10 protein-coding genes are annotated in these 14,545 nt (G+C 42.6%); all 10 read right to left on the reverse strand.

All coding sequences use genetic code 11. The annotated features are described in order from the left end of the window. Positions 1 to 390: 390 nt before the first annotated feature. The 10 genes from BK575_RS18900 to BK575_RS29635 all read right to left on the reverse strand — a co-directional run bounded on the left by BK575_RS18900 (position 391) and on the right by BK575_RS29635 (position 14,380). Positions 391 to 1,362: an agmatinase family protein gene (locus BK575_RS18900; RefSeq protein ID WP_078412656.1), complete on the reverse strand. Its 972-nt coding sequence runs from the start codon at positions 1,360 to 1,362 to the stop codon at positions 391 to 393. A 1-nt stretch (position 1,363) separates the two neighbouring features. Further along, a complete protein-coding gene (gene hutI / locus BK575_RS18905) occupies positions 1,364 to 2,623 on the reverse strand; it encodes an imidazolonepropionase (protein WP_078412658.1) in 1,260 nt (419 codons plus the stop codon). Next, on the reverse strand, positions 2,623 to 4,299 hold the full coding sequence (gene hutU, locus BK575_RS18910; RefSeq protein WP_078412660.1) for a urocanate hydratase: 1,677 nt from the start codon (positions 4,297 to 4,299) through the stop codon (positions 2,623 to 2,625). Before hutU ends, hutI begins: the two co-directional genes overlap by 1 nt. A gap of 191 nt (positions 4,300 to 4,490) precedes the next feature. Beyond that, entirely contained in the window at positions 4,491 to 5,960 is a 1,470-nt protein-coding gene (locus BK575_RS18915; RefSeq protein WP_078412662.1) for a response regulator transcription factor, read from the reverse strand. 343 nt (positions 5,961 to 6,303) lie between these two features. After that, positions 6,304 to 7,842 (reverse strand): HAL/PAL/TAL family ammonia-lyase, encoded by a 1,539-nt coding sequence (locus tag BK575_RS18920; protein ID WP_078412664.1) that lies wholly within the window; start codon positions 7,840 to 7,842, stop codon positions 6,304 to 6,306. A 28-nt stretch (positions 7,843 to 7,870) separates the two neighbouring features. Then, positions 7,871 to 9,451 carry a BCCT family transporter gene (locus tag BK575_RS18925; protein WP_078412666.1) on the reverse strand — a complete coding sequence of 527 codons (1,581 nt, stop codon included), beginning with the start codon at positions 9,449 to 9,451 and terminating at the stop codon, positions 7,871 to 7,873. A gap of 292 nt (positions 9,452 to 9,743) precedes the next feature. Continuing rightward, complete coding sequence (locus BK575_RS18930) at positions 9,744 to 11,219, reverse strand: alanine/glycine:cation symporter family protein (RefSeq protein WP_078412668.1); 1,476 nt, start codon at positions 11,217 to 11,219, stop codon at positions 9,744 to 9,746. Positions 11,220 to 11,752: 533 nt separating this feature from the next. Beyond that, positions 11,753 to 13,276 (reverse strand): histidine ammonia-lyase, encoded by a 1,524-nt coding sequence (hutH, locus tag BK575_RS18935; RefSeq protein WP_078412670.1) that lies wholly within the window; start codon positions 13,274 to 13,276, stop codon positions 11,753 to 11,755. A 113-nt stretch (positions 13,277 to 13,389) separates the two neighbouring features. Next, entirely contained in the window at positions 13,390 to 13,839 is a 450-nt protein-coding gene (gene hutP, locus BK575_RS18940) for a hut operon transcriptional regulator HutP (RefSeq protein WP_078412672.1), read from the reverse strand. A gap of 184 nt (positions 13,840 to 14,023) precedes the next feature. After that, a complete protein-coding gene (locus BK575_RS29635; protein ID WP_078412674.1) occupies positions 14,024 to 14,380 on the reverse strand; it encodes a DUF4181 domain-containing protein in 357 nt (118 codons plus the stop codon). Positions 14,381 to 14,545: the final 165 nt, after the last annotated feature.

Below are 14,545 nucleotides of genomic sequence, written 5' to 3' on the forward strand. Positions count from 1 at the left end.
AAGCAGGGGTTACCAGCCGACCTTAAAGGTTACGAATCTATTGTATTAAATCTATTATACCATGTATTCCCCAAAAACAGAACATACATTCTCTATTTCAACTAGATTCCTTTCATTTTCTGCCTTTTCCTTGATGATGATTATAGAGATGGGCTGTATAAATTAGGTCCCACATAAAACGCCTCCTTTTGTGTATAACTGATGTGTTTTTAACTTACATAACGTTTCTTACTGATCAAAAAAGAGGTTGGACATCTTTTTTTTAGATATCCAACCCCTTTTTATTAACATATTATTCGCTAGATGAATATAACCTTACTCCAGTATAGCAACATGCCTTTCTAATAGAACTATGGGCCATGTAAGGCGCCTTCTGAGTGAAGTGTAACTTTATTTATTCTGCAAAACACAACCAGTAATAAATTGCAGCCATGCATACACCCCAGTCTTGACTGTCTCAGCGACCCCAGAATCTTTGCTAGGATCCAGACAAACAAAATCAATATGTCGAACGATTGGATGCTGTCCGATTTCCAGCAATACATCAAACAGCTCTGTTGCTGTCATGCCGCCGGGAGTGGACGCCGGTACACCCGGCGCAACGGAAATATCAAGTACATCCATATCAACTGTGACATAAACGCGGTCCACTTTTGCGGACAGCCGTTCAAGCGCTTCCTGGACCGTTTGGATAAGCCCCTGCCTGCGCGCTTGTTTTAACGTGACCATTTGAATGTTATGTTTCTCCGCATAATCAATAAGCGGCTTAGCGTTAAAATAGCCATGTAAACCAATATTGATGACATCCTCTCCTTTGACAATATGGCCATCAATCAATTGCCGGATCGGTGTTCCGTTTGCTGGCCCTAGTTCGGCTGGATCCCGAACGTCAAGGTGTGTATCAAGCTGCAGAATTCCAATCGTCTCTTCCTTACAAACTTCTTTAATTCCCCGAACCGCACAGGCCGTTGTGGAATGGTCACCGCCAATCATGCACGTTACAGAGTGGGAATAGCGCTCTGCAAGATACGCTGTTGTCTCTTGAATGCGCTGATGCGACAAAAGAATATCGGTCGTGTGCATCGCTACATCTCCTGCATCTGCCACTTGGAATGACGACAAATCGACCTTCTCATCCAAGTTGTAGGTGGCGAAGCTTTTCCACATCCGCCGAAATTCTGATGGATACAAGGAAGCTCCCGACACACTAATAGAAGATCTGGAAATCGGTGCTCCGTAAAGAATGAGATTCGGCGTGCCTTCTACTTCGTTTAATGGTTGGACCCAATGATGGACAAAATCCGACTCATCTTTTAATCGGTTCCAGGACCATTCAGGTACATTTAGCCACTGTTCCCTCATCTCAAAACACCACCTGTACACCTTTTTTCCATACAGACTTAACGTGATTCACCCCGAATAAATATTGTAATTCTTGATAATTTTTTATATTCCACAAGACGATATCTGCTTGTTTTCCTACTTCCAGCGACCCTACTTTTCCCTGACGGTTAACGGCGCAGGCCGCATTATACGTTGCTGCGGTTAATGCTTCCGCTGGAGTAAGTCTCATCGAAATACAAGCTAGATTCATAACGAGCGGCATCGAAGTCGTGGGTGATGACCCAGGGTTGCAGTCGGTCGAAATCGCTACAGCTACCCCTGCATCGATCATCTTTCTCCCAGCCGCCGCTTCTTCACGTAAATAGAGCGCTGTGGCTGGCAATAAGCAGGCGATCGTTCCCGCTTTTGCCATAGCATGTATGCCTTCGTCTGATGCTTTTAATAAATGTTCGGCTGAAATGGCTCCTATTTTCGCGGCCAATTCCGCTCCGCCGTATGGCTCAATTTCATCGGCATGGATTTTGGGAATCAGCCCGAAGCGTTTCCCTGCTTCCAACACCTGCTCCGATTGTTCAGGCGTAAACACACCCTTTTCACAAAAAACATCATTAAACTCCGCTAATTTTTCCTCAGCCACTACCGGCAGCATGTCATTAATTAAATGATCAACAAACTCATCTTCTTTTCCTTTATATTCCGGCGGTACCGCATGGGCGCCCATAAAAGTAGGAACAATGTCAATCATATGCGTTTCCTGTAATTTCTTCATGACACGCAATTGTTTCAATTCGGTTTCCAGATTCATACCGTAACCGCTTTTGCCCTCCACTGTCGTAACCCCATGGGAGAGAAACGAATCGAGGCGCCGTGTTGTTTGTTCAATTAACTCTTCTTCCGTGGCTTCTCGTGTCATGCGGGTGGTCGCATGAATCCCTCCACCCGCGTTCATAATATCCATATATGTTGCGCCTTCAAGACGCATTTCAAACTCACGCTCGCGGCTTCCGCCATATACAACATGCGTATGAGGATCGACAAGTCCAGGCGTGACTAAATGATTAGAGGCATCTACAACGTCTGCTGTATGCAATTTTTCGGCATAACGTTCCTCTATTTCTTTGGTCGTACCGACCGCTTGGATAAGGCCATCCTCGATCCACAAACTGCCGTCTTCAATTAAACCAAGTTCCGACATAGCCTCTTTCGAACGAGGACCTTTTACTTCGGAAGCAAGTGTAGCTAACTGGGCTGCATGTTTAATCCAAATCGGTTTTGCCATTACTGATCATTCCCCTTATTTAGCATTGGGATGTTAATCCCTTTTTCACGTGCTGTTTTCTTTGCCAGCTCATATCCAGCATCAGCATGACGCACTACACCCATGCCCGGATCTGTTGTCAATACGCGTTCAATGCGCGCTGCTGCTTCTTTCGTGCCGTCTGCCACAATGACCACCCCTGCATGTAAGGAGTAACCCATTCCAACGCCGCCGCCGTGATGGACAGATACCCAAGTAGCGCCGCCAACTGCATTCACCATCGCATTTAAAATCGGCCAGTCTGCCACTACATCTGATCCGTCTTTCATCGCTTCTGTTTCACGATTTGGTGAAGCAACAGAACCGGAATCCAAGTGGTCGCGTCCAATCACGATCGGTGCTTTTAATTCTCCGCTCGCCACCATATCATTCAAGATTTTTCCGAAGCGTGCACGCTCTCCATAGCCCAGCCAGCAAATACGGGAAGGCAGGCCTTGGAATTGAATTTTCTCCTGTGCCATACGAATCCAATTGCATAAATGCTCATTATCAGCAAATTCGCGTAAAATCGCCTGATCTGTTTTATAAATATCTTCAGGATCCCCTGACAATGCCACCCAGCGGAAAGGCCCTTTTCCTTCACAGAATTGCGGGCGGATATAGGCTGGAACGAACCCCGGGAAGTCGAAGGCATTTTCTACGCCTTCATCTTTTGCAACCTGGCGGATATTATTACCGTAGTCAAACGTCACCGCTCCTTTTTCCATCATCTCAAGCATCGCTTTGACATGCGTTGCCATCGAAGCTTTCGAGCGTTTCACGTACTCTTCAGGGTTGGATTGTCGCAATTCTGACGCTTCTTCAAATGTCAAACCTGAAGGTGTGTATCCGTTTAATGGATCGTGCGCCGATGTTTGATCTGTCAATACATCCGGGATAAAGTTGCGCGCAATCATTTCCGGCAAGATTTCAGCGGCATTGCCCAGTAAACCAATTGATAATGCCTTTCCTTCTTTCTTTGCTTCTTCCGCCAAACGAATCGCTTCGCCTAATGAATCCGTTTTTACATCTGTATAGCGAGTTTCGATTCGTCGGTCAATTCTCGTTTCATCGACATCAATTCCGATGCAGACACCTCCGTTCATCGTAACCGCAAGCGGCTGTGCTCCACCCATACCGCCAAGGCCCGCTGTTACAGTAATCGTACCTCTTAATGTACCATTGAAATGCTGCTTCGCGAGCTCCGCAAATGTTTCGTATGTCCCCTGTACGATTCCTTGAGAGCCAATGTAAATCCAGCTTCCAGCGGTCATTTGGCCATACATCATTAATCCCTTTTTATCGAGTTCATGGAATGTATCCCAGTTCGCATATGCCGGTACAATGTTCGAATTCGCAAGCAGTACGCGTGGTGCATCCGTATGAGTTTTAAAAATAACGACTGGTTTTCCTGATTGAACAAGCAACGTTTCATCGTCTTCCAACTCTTTTAATGATTGAACAATTGAATCAAAGCAATCCCAGTTACGTGCTGCTTTCCCAATTCCGCCGTATACAACCAGTTCCTCTGGATGTTCTGCCACATCTGGGTCTAAGTTGTTCATTAACATGCGAAGCACTGCCTCTTGCTGCCACCCTTTTGTATGTAAATCTGTTCCTCGATATTGTACTACTTTATTTTCTGTAATCGTCTTCATTTATTTCTACCTCCTATGTTTTGTTATATTCATTCTATGATAAAAATTCTGATAATTTATTTATAATTTAGTGATTTTTTTATTATTTATTTCAACAATTCTTTTTGCTGTTTTTATTTTTATAAATAATCTCAAACTACTTCTATTTGTAATAAAATAAAAGACGATTCAGTATAAACTGAACCGCCTTTTTATAATCCCGATCGATAAGCTGATGGAGTACATGCTTCAATCTGTTTGAATTTAGCATTAAAATAGGTTTGGTGAGAATATCCCGTTAATCGTGCAACTTCTTCCAATGATAAATCTGTTTCCTGCAACAGACGCTTAGCCTCTCTAATGCGCACTTGATGGAGCGTATTGCGAAACGACTGTCCGGCTTCTGCTGCGAAGCGACGGCTGAGAGTGCTTTTATTGATACGAAGTGTATCCGCGCATGCCGCTAAATTCCACTGGGAATCCCAATAATTGGACTCGATCAACTCCCTTGCTTTTTCGACCAGGCTTCGTGATCCTTTCTGTAATTGCTCATGATTCTGCAGGAGCAAACCGGATGTAAACTCCAGCAGTTCTTGGACAATTTCATAGATGACCGGCTTATGTACAATTGTCTGAAACACGCTATGGTAAGTCGCCTCCCAAGAAGCCGTTTGGATATTGTATGATTTCATATAACGGCGGATTTGTGCAAGCACACTCGTAAGACGAATGCGGACGATTTCGGAATCTGGATATGGCTGCTGAAAAGTTAGAAATTCACGTTCCACCCAACCCCGGATAGCTTTTGCATCTCTTTTTTCAAGCATTTCAATCCATTGACGCTGTTCCAAAGGAGTGAGGAATGGGTCCATTTCTTGAGGAGACATTTGTTCATTTTCCGCCAAAATAATATCATATCCCTCGAAAAAAATTCGACTCATTAATTGGCGTGTTTGCTGATATGTTCTATTTAAGGAATCGCCTGAAGATGCCGCTTTAATCACAATGGCAAGAGGTTCATCTATCTTCTCTTTCCAGCGTGCAAGAAATGCATGGTATTCCTCTTGAAATACATCAGTCTCCTTTGTTTCCTGCACACATAAAATAAAATCAGATAAAGCAAAGATACGATTCTTCCCAGTAAAAGAATAACGTTGTAGTTCATCGTATACGACAGGAAGCGTTTCTGAATGAGGAGTTAAAAATGCGACCATTGTTATTGGACTGTCGTATTTCCGTTCTGTTAAGAAAAGGTCGGGATAATCGATGTTAAATGAATCCGTTTCTTCCGTTATCTTGTTGGCAAAGTAACGCCGATCATTACGCAATTGATAACGCAGCTGTTGGATACGCTTAATTAAGTCTGTCGGAGAAAACGGACGAAATAACACATCTTCCGCACGAAAACGGAGCGCACGATAAGCGGTTTGAAAGATTCGCTCAGATGAAATACCTATCCAGCGGATGCCGTGCTGCTGCATCCATTCACCAAATCTTGCAGTTTCCTCCTTCCATCCGTCCATATTCAAAATAACGAGGTCAGGCCGCTGCTTCTCTATACCGTTTTTAAATTCCTCCATTGTCTCCCGCACAATCAGTCGGACTCCGGTAAACTGCGACTCTATCACCCACTGTATTCCCTGAGCCTCTAACCCGTCCTTGGCTATCAAATGGATTTCCATGATGTGACACCTTCTCCTCTTGCATTTTTCTTTCATCATAGCAAATGAGGACGTATGATGTATAGCTGAGTCTAGAAAGGTTGAATCAACGCTTTAACCCTGCAGTCTAACGATTACCTCAATAAGTATCAGTCCATCTTTGCAATTTAAAAGCTTTATTCTATGATGCTGCCGCTCGTTTATACGACTCTCTTTCATCATATTCAGATGAATTTGACTGTCCGATGTCACATGAATTAAAACCATGTATATGAGTAAAAAAGGACAACCTCACCAGCAGGTAAAGTTGTCCAAAATCCATTAGAGCTTACACATGACTATTTAGAACAGCTGAATAGGACTCCTAAAGCAGTTTTCCAATTGTATCTTCTACAAGATCGATGATTTCACCAGAATGGATGATCTCCTTTAACGTTTGTAAATGAGGATAAAGGTAAATATCTTCCTCCATTTTTGGCACAGAGCGGGCAATTTGGGTTAAAACAGCCCTTGAGGCAGAACCAGGCAATAAATTGCTTTCCATGAACTGATGGGCACAATATATTGATAACAATTCAATCGCTAATACATATTCAAGTTTACTAGCCACCTCACGCGCTTTTTTAGCCGCATTGTATCCCATTGCTACATAATCTTCCTGGTCAGCGCAGGTCGGGATGCTATCCACCGTGGCCGGATGGGATAATATTTTCATATCATTTAAGAGCCCCGCTTGTGTGTACTGTGGGATCATTAGTCCAGAGTTGAGCCCCGCTTTATGGATGAGAAAAGACGGATAGCCGGAAAGCTGACCATTGATAAGGCGATTATTCCGCCTTTCCGACATCTTAGCAATGGCTGTGGAAGCAATACAAGCGGAATCTAACTCGATTCCCACATACGACGAATCACAATTACATCCCGATATTGCTCCAGCGTCTTCCTCATCTGGCCATAAAATAGGATTATCAGAACATGCATTCATCTCCATTTCAATCGTTTCCAATGCATCCTGCAGCGTTTTCTTTGCGGCTCCGTGCAGCTGGGGGATGGCACGCAAAGACAATGCATCTTGTAATCGATAATCCACAGATTCCTTGGCAATCATAGAGTCGCTTAACATTTTCCGAATGTTATACGCGGTATTTCTTTGATCTTCATGAGGACGAACACTCATGAGCCGATCGTCAAAAGCACGCGTGGTTCCTTTTAAGACTTCTAGAGTCATGGCTCCGATAATATCGGCGATCTTAGCCGCCTTTAACATATCATACAATGCTAATGCTCCAATGCCTGTCGGGCTTGTTGTTCCGCTAATAAGCGCCAACCCTTCCTTAGCGGCAAGCACAATCGGCTCCATTCCCACACGCAGCAAAGCTTCTTTCGCGGGCAAGAGCTCTCCGTTTACATACGCCATCCCTTCACCAATCAGTACAAGCGCCATATGGGCTTCCGTACATAAATAACCGACAGAACCTTCCCGGGGAGCAAAAGGAGTGAGGCCGAGATTTAAAAACTGTCGATACATTTCCAAAATTTCGAGCCGAACCCCTGAATAACCTTGTCCCAAGTTTTGCAGAACCATGAGTATCGTAGCTCGTACTTCTTCTTCGGCTAACGGTTCTCCTACTGACGTAGCATGAGATAGAAGGATATTCCTTTGTAATTCAGCCGTTTTTTCCAGGGATATCAACTCTGTGGAAAGAGCGCCAAAACCAGTATTGACTCCGTACATTACCTTTCCTTCTTTTATCCACTTTTCAACGAGCTGCCTAGAACCTTCTACCCGTTGACGGTAGCCATCAGAAAATTCCACTATGGCACCAAAACGTGCAACAGCGATAAATTCTTCAAGAGTGATCCGATCACCGAGAATAACTTTTTTTATATCGTTGGCCTGCATATGTTTCTGCCCCTTTCCCTTACGCCCATCACTTTTCTACTTTATCAATGAAAAACATTTTAATCGCAGACACGACTTGCAATACGAAAACAAACAGAACGGCTGAGCCGCCAAGTGCTGCTAGATACTTAACACCGTCAACCCCTTGCGCTCCACCTGCATAGGCTACCATAACAAACGCAATGGTTCCAATAGATAATGCCCAAAGAAGCTTTTTCCAGTTTGCCGGCTCTTCGTCGTGTCGAATGTTTACAGTACACATCGTAGCAATGGTGCGAACCATTGAATCAGCCGCCGTCGCAAAGGAAAGAATCAATGTAATCATCACAATGGGTATAATAACTGAACCTAAAGGCATATTGGCCAGAAATGCCCATAAACCTGCCACTGCTCCACTTTCTTTAATGGTTGTCACTAAATCAACAACATTGTTCTGTTGCCAATGTAAGGCCGTTCCACCCCAAACACCAAACCAAATAATGCTGAATACAGAAGGTAAAATCCAGTTGACGATCATAAACTCACGAATCGTGCGGCCGTGTGAGATAACAGCAAGAAAAATACCCATTAGCGGTGCATAAGCAATCCAAATCGCCCAATCATACAATGTCCACCACATCACTAGGGGCTCTCCGCCTATATCACCTGGATCAAGTCCCCATCCCCAGAAGTTCTGCAGCCAGTAAGCTAAACCAGCAGTGGATGTGCGTAAGCTAAATAACGTTGGTCCTAAAATAATGAGGGCAAAAAGAAGGATATAAAAGACTTTTACATTGATATCTGACAGCCAGCGAATCCCCTTATCCAATCCTTTTAAGCTGGATAAAGTAAACGTTGCCGTAATGACAAAGGTCAGCCCGAGCCACATGACTGGTCCTTGGGGAATGCCATATATCGCCTCGATTCCTGACCCGACCAGTGACAGTCCTGCTCCTAGCGAAGACGCCAAACCGAGCGCGATAGCCAACACAGACAATGTGTCGATTATGCTAGCCCAGACTCCCTTCGTTACTTTATCCCCAAACAATGGAGTTAACGTTGCTGTTACAGACAATGATTTCTCACGATTAAAATACATATACGCAACGACTAAACCGCTCAACGAATACATTGCGTACGGGATGAACGACCAATTGTAAAAACTGCGTCCCATTGCATAAATGGCTGCGAGAGGCGTACCAGGTTCCACGCCGGTTTTCTCCATTTCACCATAGATGCTGCCATAGTAAATAATTGGTTCATTCACTCCATATGTTATGACTCCTGTTGCGATTCCACCAGTTAATGCCATCGCAAACCAAACAGAAAACTTGTATTTAGGTCGAGCATTTTCTCCCCCCAAACGGACATTACCTACCTTTGAAAACGTCACCATAATTACAAGTATTAACGCCACAATGGATATGATTTGATACAACCATCCAAGTCCACGCAAAGATGCTATAAACCCATTCATGGAAATATCCGTCAACAGTTTATTGTTAACGATTCCAAGAACTGCCCCTCCTCCTACAATGAGAAAAGCCGGCCAAAATACACCCTTGCGAGTTTTCCGTTTCGCATCCGTCACTATTTCCGTAACACTCTCTTTTTCTGTAGCCAATGACATAAATATCCCCCTTTTCCCTGCTATCATTTGTTACCGTTTTATTCATACCTCCCAATTGAATTGTTTTCATTTTATAATGAAAATTCTAAAAATTTTATTATAAATTAATGATTTATTTATAAATTATATCAATATATTTTGTTTCTATTGATTTTTTTTATAATTTCCATTACAAATTTATAGGTGTAATATTAATCAGGGATATTATCATAATTGGCTACATACTCGAATTAGTAATTATTCAACTTGATTTTACTATATGATTCTTTTTACAGTGGAACTTGGATATATACTATTCAACTTTTCTCTCTAATGAAGGGCACTCCTTATCTCTTTTGTATTCTTCCTCCCAGTAATCGGCATTCTTAATTCCTAATGCTTTAGGGTCAAAAACAGGATCTAATATTCCTTGCTGTTTCTGTTTTTCATAGTCTTTCAAAGTAATCAATGCCGGTTTGGCAAGTATTAAAATTGCAATTATATTTAGCCATACCGTAATCCCTAAACCGGCATCTCCTAATGCCCATGCTAAGGTGGCTTCATTAGCAGCTCCATAGATAGATGCCGCTATAACAACAAATTTTAATACTAATATTGCCCACTTGTTATCTTTACCACGGGTTAAGTAAGCGATATTTGTTTCAGCTATATAGTAGTAAGCCATAATCGTCGTAAAAGCGAAAAAAAATAAAGCAACAGCCACAAATCCCGCACCAAATCCAGGGAACACACTGTCAATAGCGGCTTGAGTAAAACCAGGACCCACTTCAATATCTGGTAAGTTATTTACCAGACGAGTGCCATCCGCTGTTTCTGTGTTGTACATCCCGGTAAATAGGATCATAAATGCTGTCGCAGAGCACACAAATAATGTATCAACATAAACAGAAAAGGCTTGAACTAATCCTTGTTGCGCTGGATGTGATACTTCAGCGGCTGCCGCAGGATGCGCCCCCGTTCCTTGACCTGCTTCATTGGAATAGAGGCCACGTTTTACTCCCCATAAAATCGCCATTCCGATCATTCCGCCAAACATCGAATCGATGGCAAAAGCGCTTCTAAGAATAAGAGAAAAAATCGCCGGGACTGCTGTAATATTCATGACTATGATAACAAGAGCCAACAGGATATAACCTAAAGCCATAAACGGAACGATGATTGTAGCAGCAGCGGCGATCCTTTTGACCCCGCCAAATATTATAGCAGCTAATAAAAGACCGATAACGATTCCAGTTATGTTCTTATCAATCCCAAATGCAGTATGGATACCTATCGCAATCGAATTTGATTGAACTCCCGGCATCAGCGCTGCAAGTGCAACAAGCATGGCAAACGCAAACGTAACCGCAAACCATTTCCAACCAATTCCCTTTTCAATATAATAAGCCGGTCCACCGCGAAATTGCCCATCCTGTTTTACTTTATATATCTGTGCAAGCGTAGATTCGACATAAGCGCTGGATGCACCAATAAAAGCTATGACCCACATCCAAAAAACAGCGCCTGGACCACCAAAAAAAATGGCGGTGGCTACACCGGCGATATTTCCAGTTCCTACTCGCCCCGAAAGTGCTATTGATAAAGCTTGGAAAGATGAAACCCCTGCTTCAGAACTCTTTCCTTGAAACATGATCCTCAACATTTCCCTAATCTGTCTGACCTGCACAAAACGTGTTGAAATTGAAAAAAATAGTCCAACACCTAATAACGTATAAATGACAGGAGCACTCCATAACACTGCATTTAATCCATTAACAAAACCTTCCATAAAAACTCCCCCCTTGAATGTTCTGCAAAATCTATAAAGGAAACTTCCATCAGTGGGGTTTTCCTTCATCCCCCATTGATGGTTAGTTAGGCCCGCACGATGCAGGATAAAACTGAAATATATAGAGAAACGATCAGGAAAACGCTTCCAATTATGTTTCAGTTAAAAAACTTAAATCCCGCTATTTATGACTATCTATGTAAGATAAATTGAATATTTGTATACAAATGCATAGTTGCTCTATAACGGTTTGAGTTTTCTCACTGAACGAGTAAATAAATGACGGTACATTGTACGGATATCTTGAACTGAGGGATAAATAAATTGTTGGTGACCGCACTTTTCAACCATCTGTAAAGTCCTTTTATTGGGCTTATTTCGGGTCTCTTTAGAGGAACAGATAAGATATCAGCTTCATTTGGTCTTTGATTATTTGTAAGAGTTTTAGATTTCTAACGTTTTGCGAATCAGCCCCCGGAGCATACGATGCTCCGGAGTGACTAATCCTTGTTTATAGAATTTTCCTTTATCCCTTAATATTGATTGGCAGGTAAGCTCTTGTGAACAAATGAACTCCAATCGATTTCATATAGCCAGGTCGCTGCTGCTTCAATATCCTTTGAGAACACACGGTCTTTCGTAATGCTCGGAATGAGCTTTCTTGCTTCCGTGTAAAGCCCTTTTGTAAACGGAGCCATCTTTTCAACTCCTCGATATTCAACAGCCTGCAAGGCACAAATGAGTTCAATAGCCAATACTCGGCGGACGTTTTGAATAATTTGATGGGCATGACGGGACCCAATTGTCCCCATGCTTACATGGTCTTCCTGGTTTGCTGAAGACGGGATGGAATCCACGCTTGCTGGATGCGCGAGTGTTTTGTTTTCAGAAACGAGCGAAGCCGCACAATATTGCATAATCATCGCTCCCGACTGTAGCCCTGGTTCCGGACTTAAAAATGGCGGCAAATCATTCAGCTGTGGATTGACGAGACGCTCAATACGGCGCTCTGATATATTTGCAAGCTCAGCTACGGCAATTTTCATGAAATCCATCGCCAATGCAATCGGCTGTCCATGGAAATTACCCCCTGAAATAACCTTTTCACCGTCATCGAAAATAAGCGGATTATCTGTAGCCGCATTCATTTCAATCTCAAGCTTCTCTTTCACATAATCAAGCGCCTGCCATGATGCTCCGTGTACTTGCGGGATGCAGCGGAGGGAATAGGCATCCTGTACCCGCAGGTCTCCTTGTCGGGTGATGAGCTGGCTGCCATTGATCATTCGGCGAATTCGTTCCGCTACTTCCAATTGCTGACGATATCCGCGTGCATGGTGCACATCCGCATCAAAGGCATCTTCAATACCGCGCAACCCTTCTAAAGTTAATGAAGCAATCGCCTCTGTTTGATGGGCCAGCTGCTCGGCTTCAATATAATTGACGAGACCCATCGCCGTCATCGCTTGCGTACCATTAATTAACGCCAACCCCTCTTTCGCTTTCAATGTAAGCGGCACGATGCCTTCTTTTGATAAAGCTGTGATGGCTTCCATTCGCTCTCCCTTATAGAACACTTCACCCTCTCCCATTAGCACAAGCGCCAAATGAGAGAGCGGCGCTAAATCCCCGCTCGCTCCAAGAGAGCCTTGCTGAGGGATGATTGGATGGATATGTGCATTTAACAACTCAAGTAAACGTTCAATGACGACAGGACGAACACCGGAAAATCCTTTTAATAACGCATTGGCACGGAGAAGAACCATGGCTCTTGACACGACTTCAGGAAACGGTTCTCCTACTCCGCATGCATGGGAATGAATCAAGTTCCACTGCAGTTCCTCTACATCTTCTGCATCAATCAACACATCGCTGAACTTTCCAAAACCAGTTGTAATACCATAGACGACTTTTTTTTGCATGACGATCTTCTCAACCGCTTCCCGACTTTTTTCCACTTTCTTTACACTATCAGCTGAGGCGGTAACAAATGTATCTCCATATAACACTTTTTTTGCCTCTTCAATTGTTAAAGACTGACCCGTTAATACAACCATTTCCAACACTCCTCACTTTTTTTGGCAAACAAAAAGGAGGCCATATTGACAGACGTGTCCCGTCGTCAATACAGCCCCCTATTTCACTAATAACTATAGGCTTTTTTCTTCATTTAAATATGGTTAATTCCTAAACCCACCGCTTCGTGCTCAAATCCCCGAACCGGTGCTCCAATTGTTCCATACACGGCGACAGCCATCCATTCGCCTTCTTTCTCATTTTCAAATGGCTTGCCTCGAACAATCGCAAAGCGAAGCCCTGCTGTCCTCAACATACCGCCAAGTTCCACTTGGCCGCGTGTTACTCCGTGCATCGCTTCGATAATTGCGTGATACAACGCATGCATTTCACGATAAATATCCGGGTCGACTAACCCCTGTCTTTTTGCAGACGTCTCAATGGCCGCCACAATTTTTTGCAGCTCCATTGAACCGACTTTTCCTTTTCCATGACGCCAATTCATTCGCGTTAGCTCGCTTGTTAATAAAACCTCTTCCTCTTCTTCCGCAAACGCGTACATGATGGCTTGGCGTCCAATTCTTCTGTCGAACTCTTTTGGCATGCTGCAACCTCTTTATTTATATTTTCTAAATTCACTAATAACTTATTATCATTGTAAACGTATACATATGATTTAATCAATATATTTTTTTAACTATTAATGAAAAATTCTTTTTCATTTACCCCTATCCCTACTTGTTTATCAAATAAATATTTATTACGTTACATAAAAGTCGATTGAGGAACTAGAATTCTCCCCAAAAAATGATTATAGAACTGAATAAAAATAAAGACGCTCCTACCCATGAATGATAGTATTCCTTTTCTTGTCGCTTAAATATCCATTCCTCTAATCCGCGTAATGTCCATATGATAAAGAAAAAGATAAATAGTGAAAATGATAAAAAATCAGAGGGAATAACAAAGAAAATACTTATAAAAAAAGAAATTATTATTGTTATCTCAATAATCAGAAAAATTTTATTTTGTTTTTTAAAGGATCTAAAAAACCCCTTTTGAATCTTTATTTTAAGTTTTTTCCGCAAAACTAAGTCGATAATTATATGAACGGCAAACAGAATCAGAAAATAAATAAAAGTCATAATATCCCTCCAAGGAACAACTTAAAAATCACTCCTTAAATAAAAAAATCCGTATTTTAAACGGATTTAAAAGAAGTATAACTATGTCAGTCTACACTTTCTTATTCAAACGGAGCAAATAACTGAACAAATCGGAGATCTTCATATGTTTGGCCCCTATAAAAA

Origin of the sequence: Priestia abyssalis, assembly GCF_002019595.1 — a bacterium.
Taxonomy (GTDB): Bacteria; Bacillota; Bacilli; order Bacillales; family Bacillaceae_H; genus Bacillus_BA; species Bacillus_BA abyssalis.

Excerpts from the sequence above, each read along its gene's own strand:
- BK575_RS18900 (WP_078412656.1), bottom strand. The coding sequence starts at position 1,362 with ATGAGGGAACAGTGGCTAAATGTACCTGAATGGTCCTGGAACCGATTA.
- hutI (WP_078412658.1), bottom strand. The coding sequence starts at position 2,623 with ATGGCAAAACCGATTTGGATTAAACATGCAGCCCAGTTAGCTACACTT.
- hutU (WP_078412660.1), bottom strand. The coding sequence starts at position 4,299 with ATGAAGACGATTACAGAAAATAAAGTAGTACAATATCGAGGAACAGAT.
- BK575_RS18915 (WP_078412662.1), bottom strand. The coding sequence starts at position 5,960 with ATGGAAATCCATTTGATAGCCAAGGACGGGTTAGAGGCTCAGGGAATA.
- BK575_RS18920 (WP_078412664.1), bottom strand. The coding sequence starts at position 7,842 with ATGCAGGCCAACGATATAAAAAAAGTTATTCTCGGTGATCGGATCACT.
- BK575_RS18925 (WP_078412666.1), bottom strand. The coding sequence starts at position 9,451 with ATGTCATTGGCTACAGAAAAAGAGAGTGTTACGGAAATAGTGACGGAT.
- BK575_RS18930 (WP_078412668.1), bottom strand. The coding sequence starts at position 11,219 with ATGGAAGGTTTTGTTAATGGATTAAATGCAGTGTTATGGAGTGCTCCT.
- hutH (WP_078412670.1), bottom strand. The coding sequence starts at position 13,276 with ATGGTTGTATTAACGGGTCAGTCTTTAACAATTGAAGAGGCAAAAAAA.
- hutP (WP_078412672.1), bottom strand. The coding sequence starts at position 13,839 with ATGCCAAAAGAGTTCGACAGAAGAATTGGACGCCAAGCCATCATGTAC.
- BK575_RS29635 (WP_078412674.1), bottom strand. The coding sequence starts at position 14,380 with ATGACTTTTATTTATTTTCTGATTCTGTTTGCCGTTCATATAATTATC.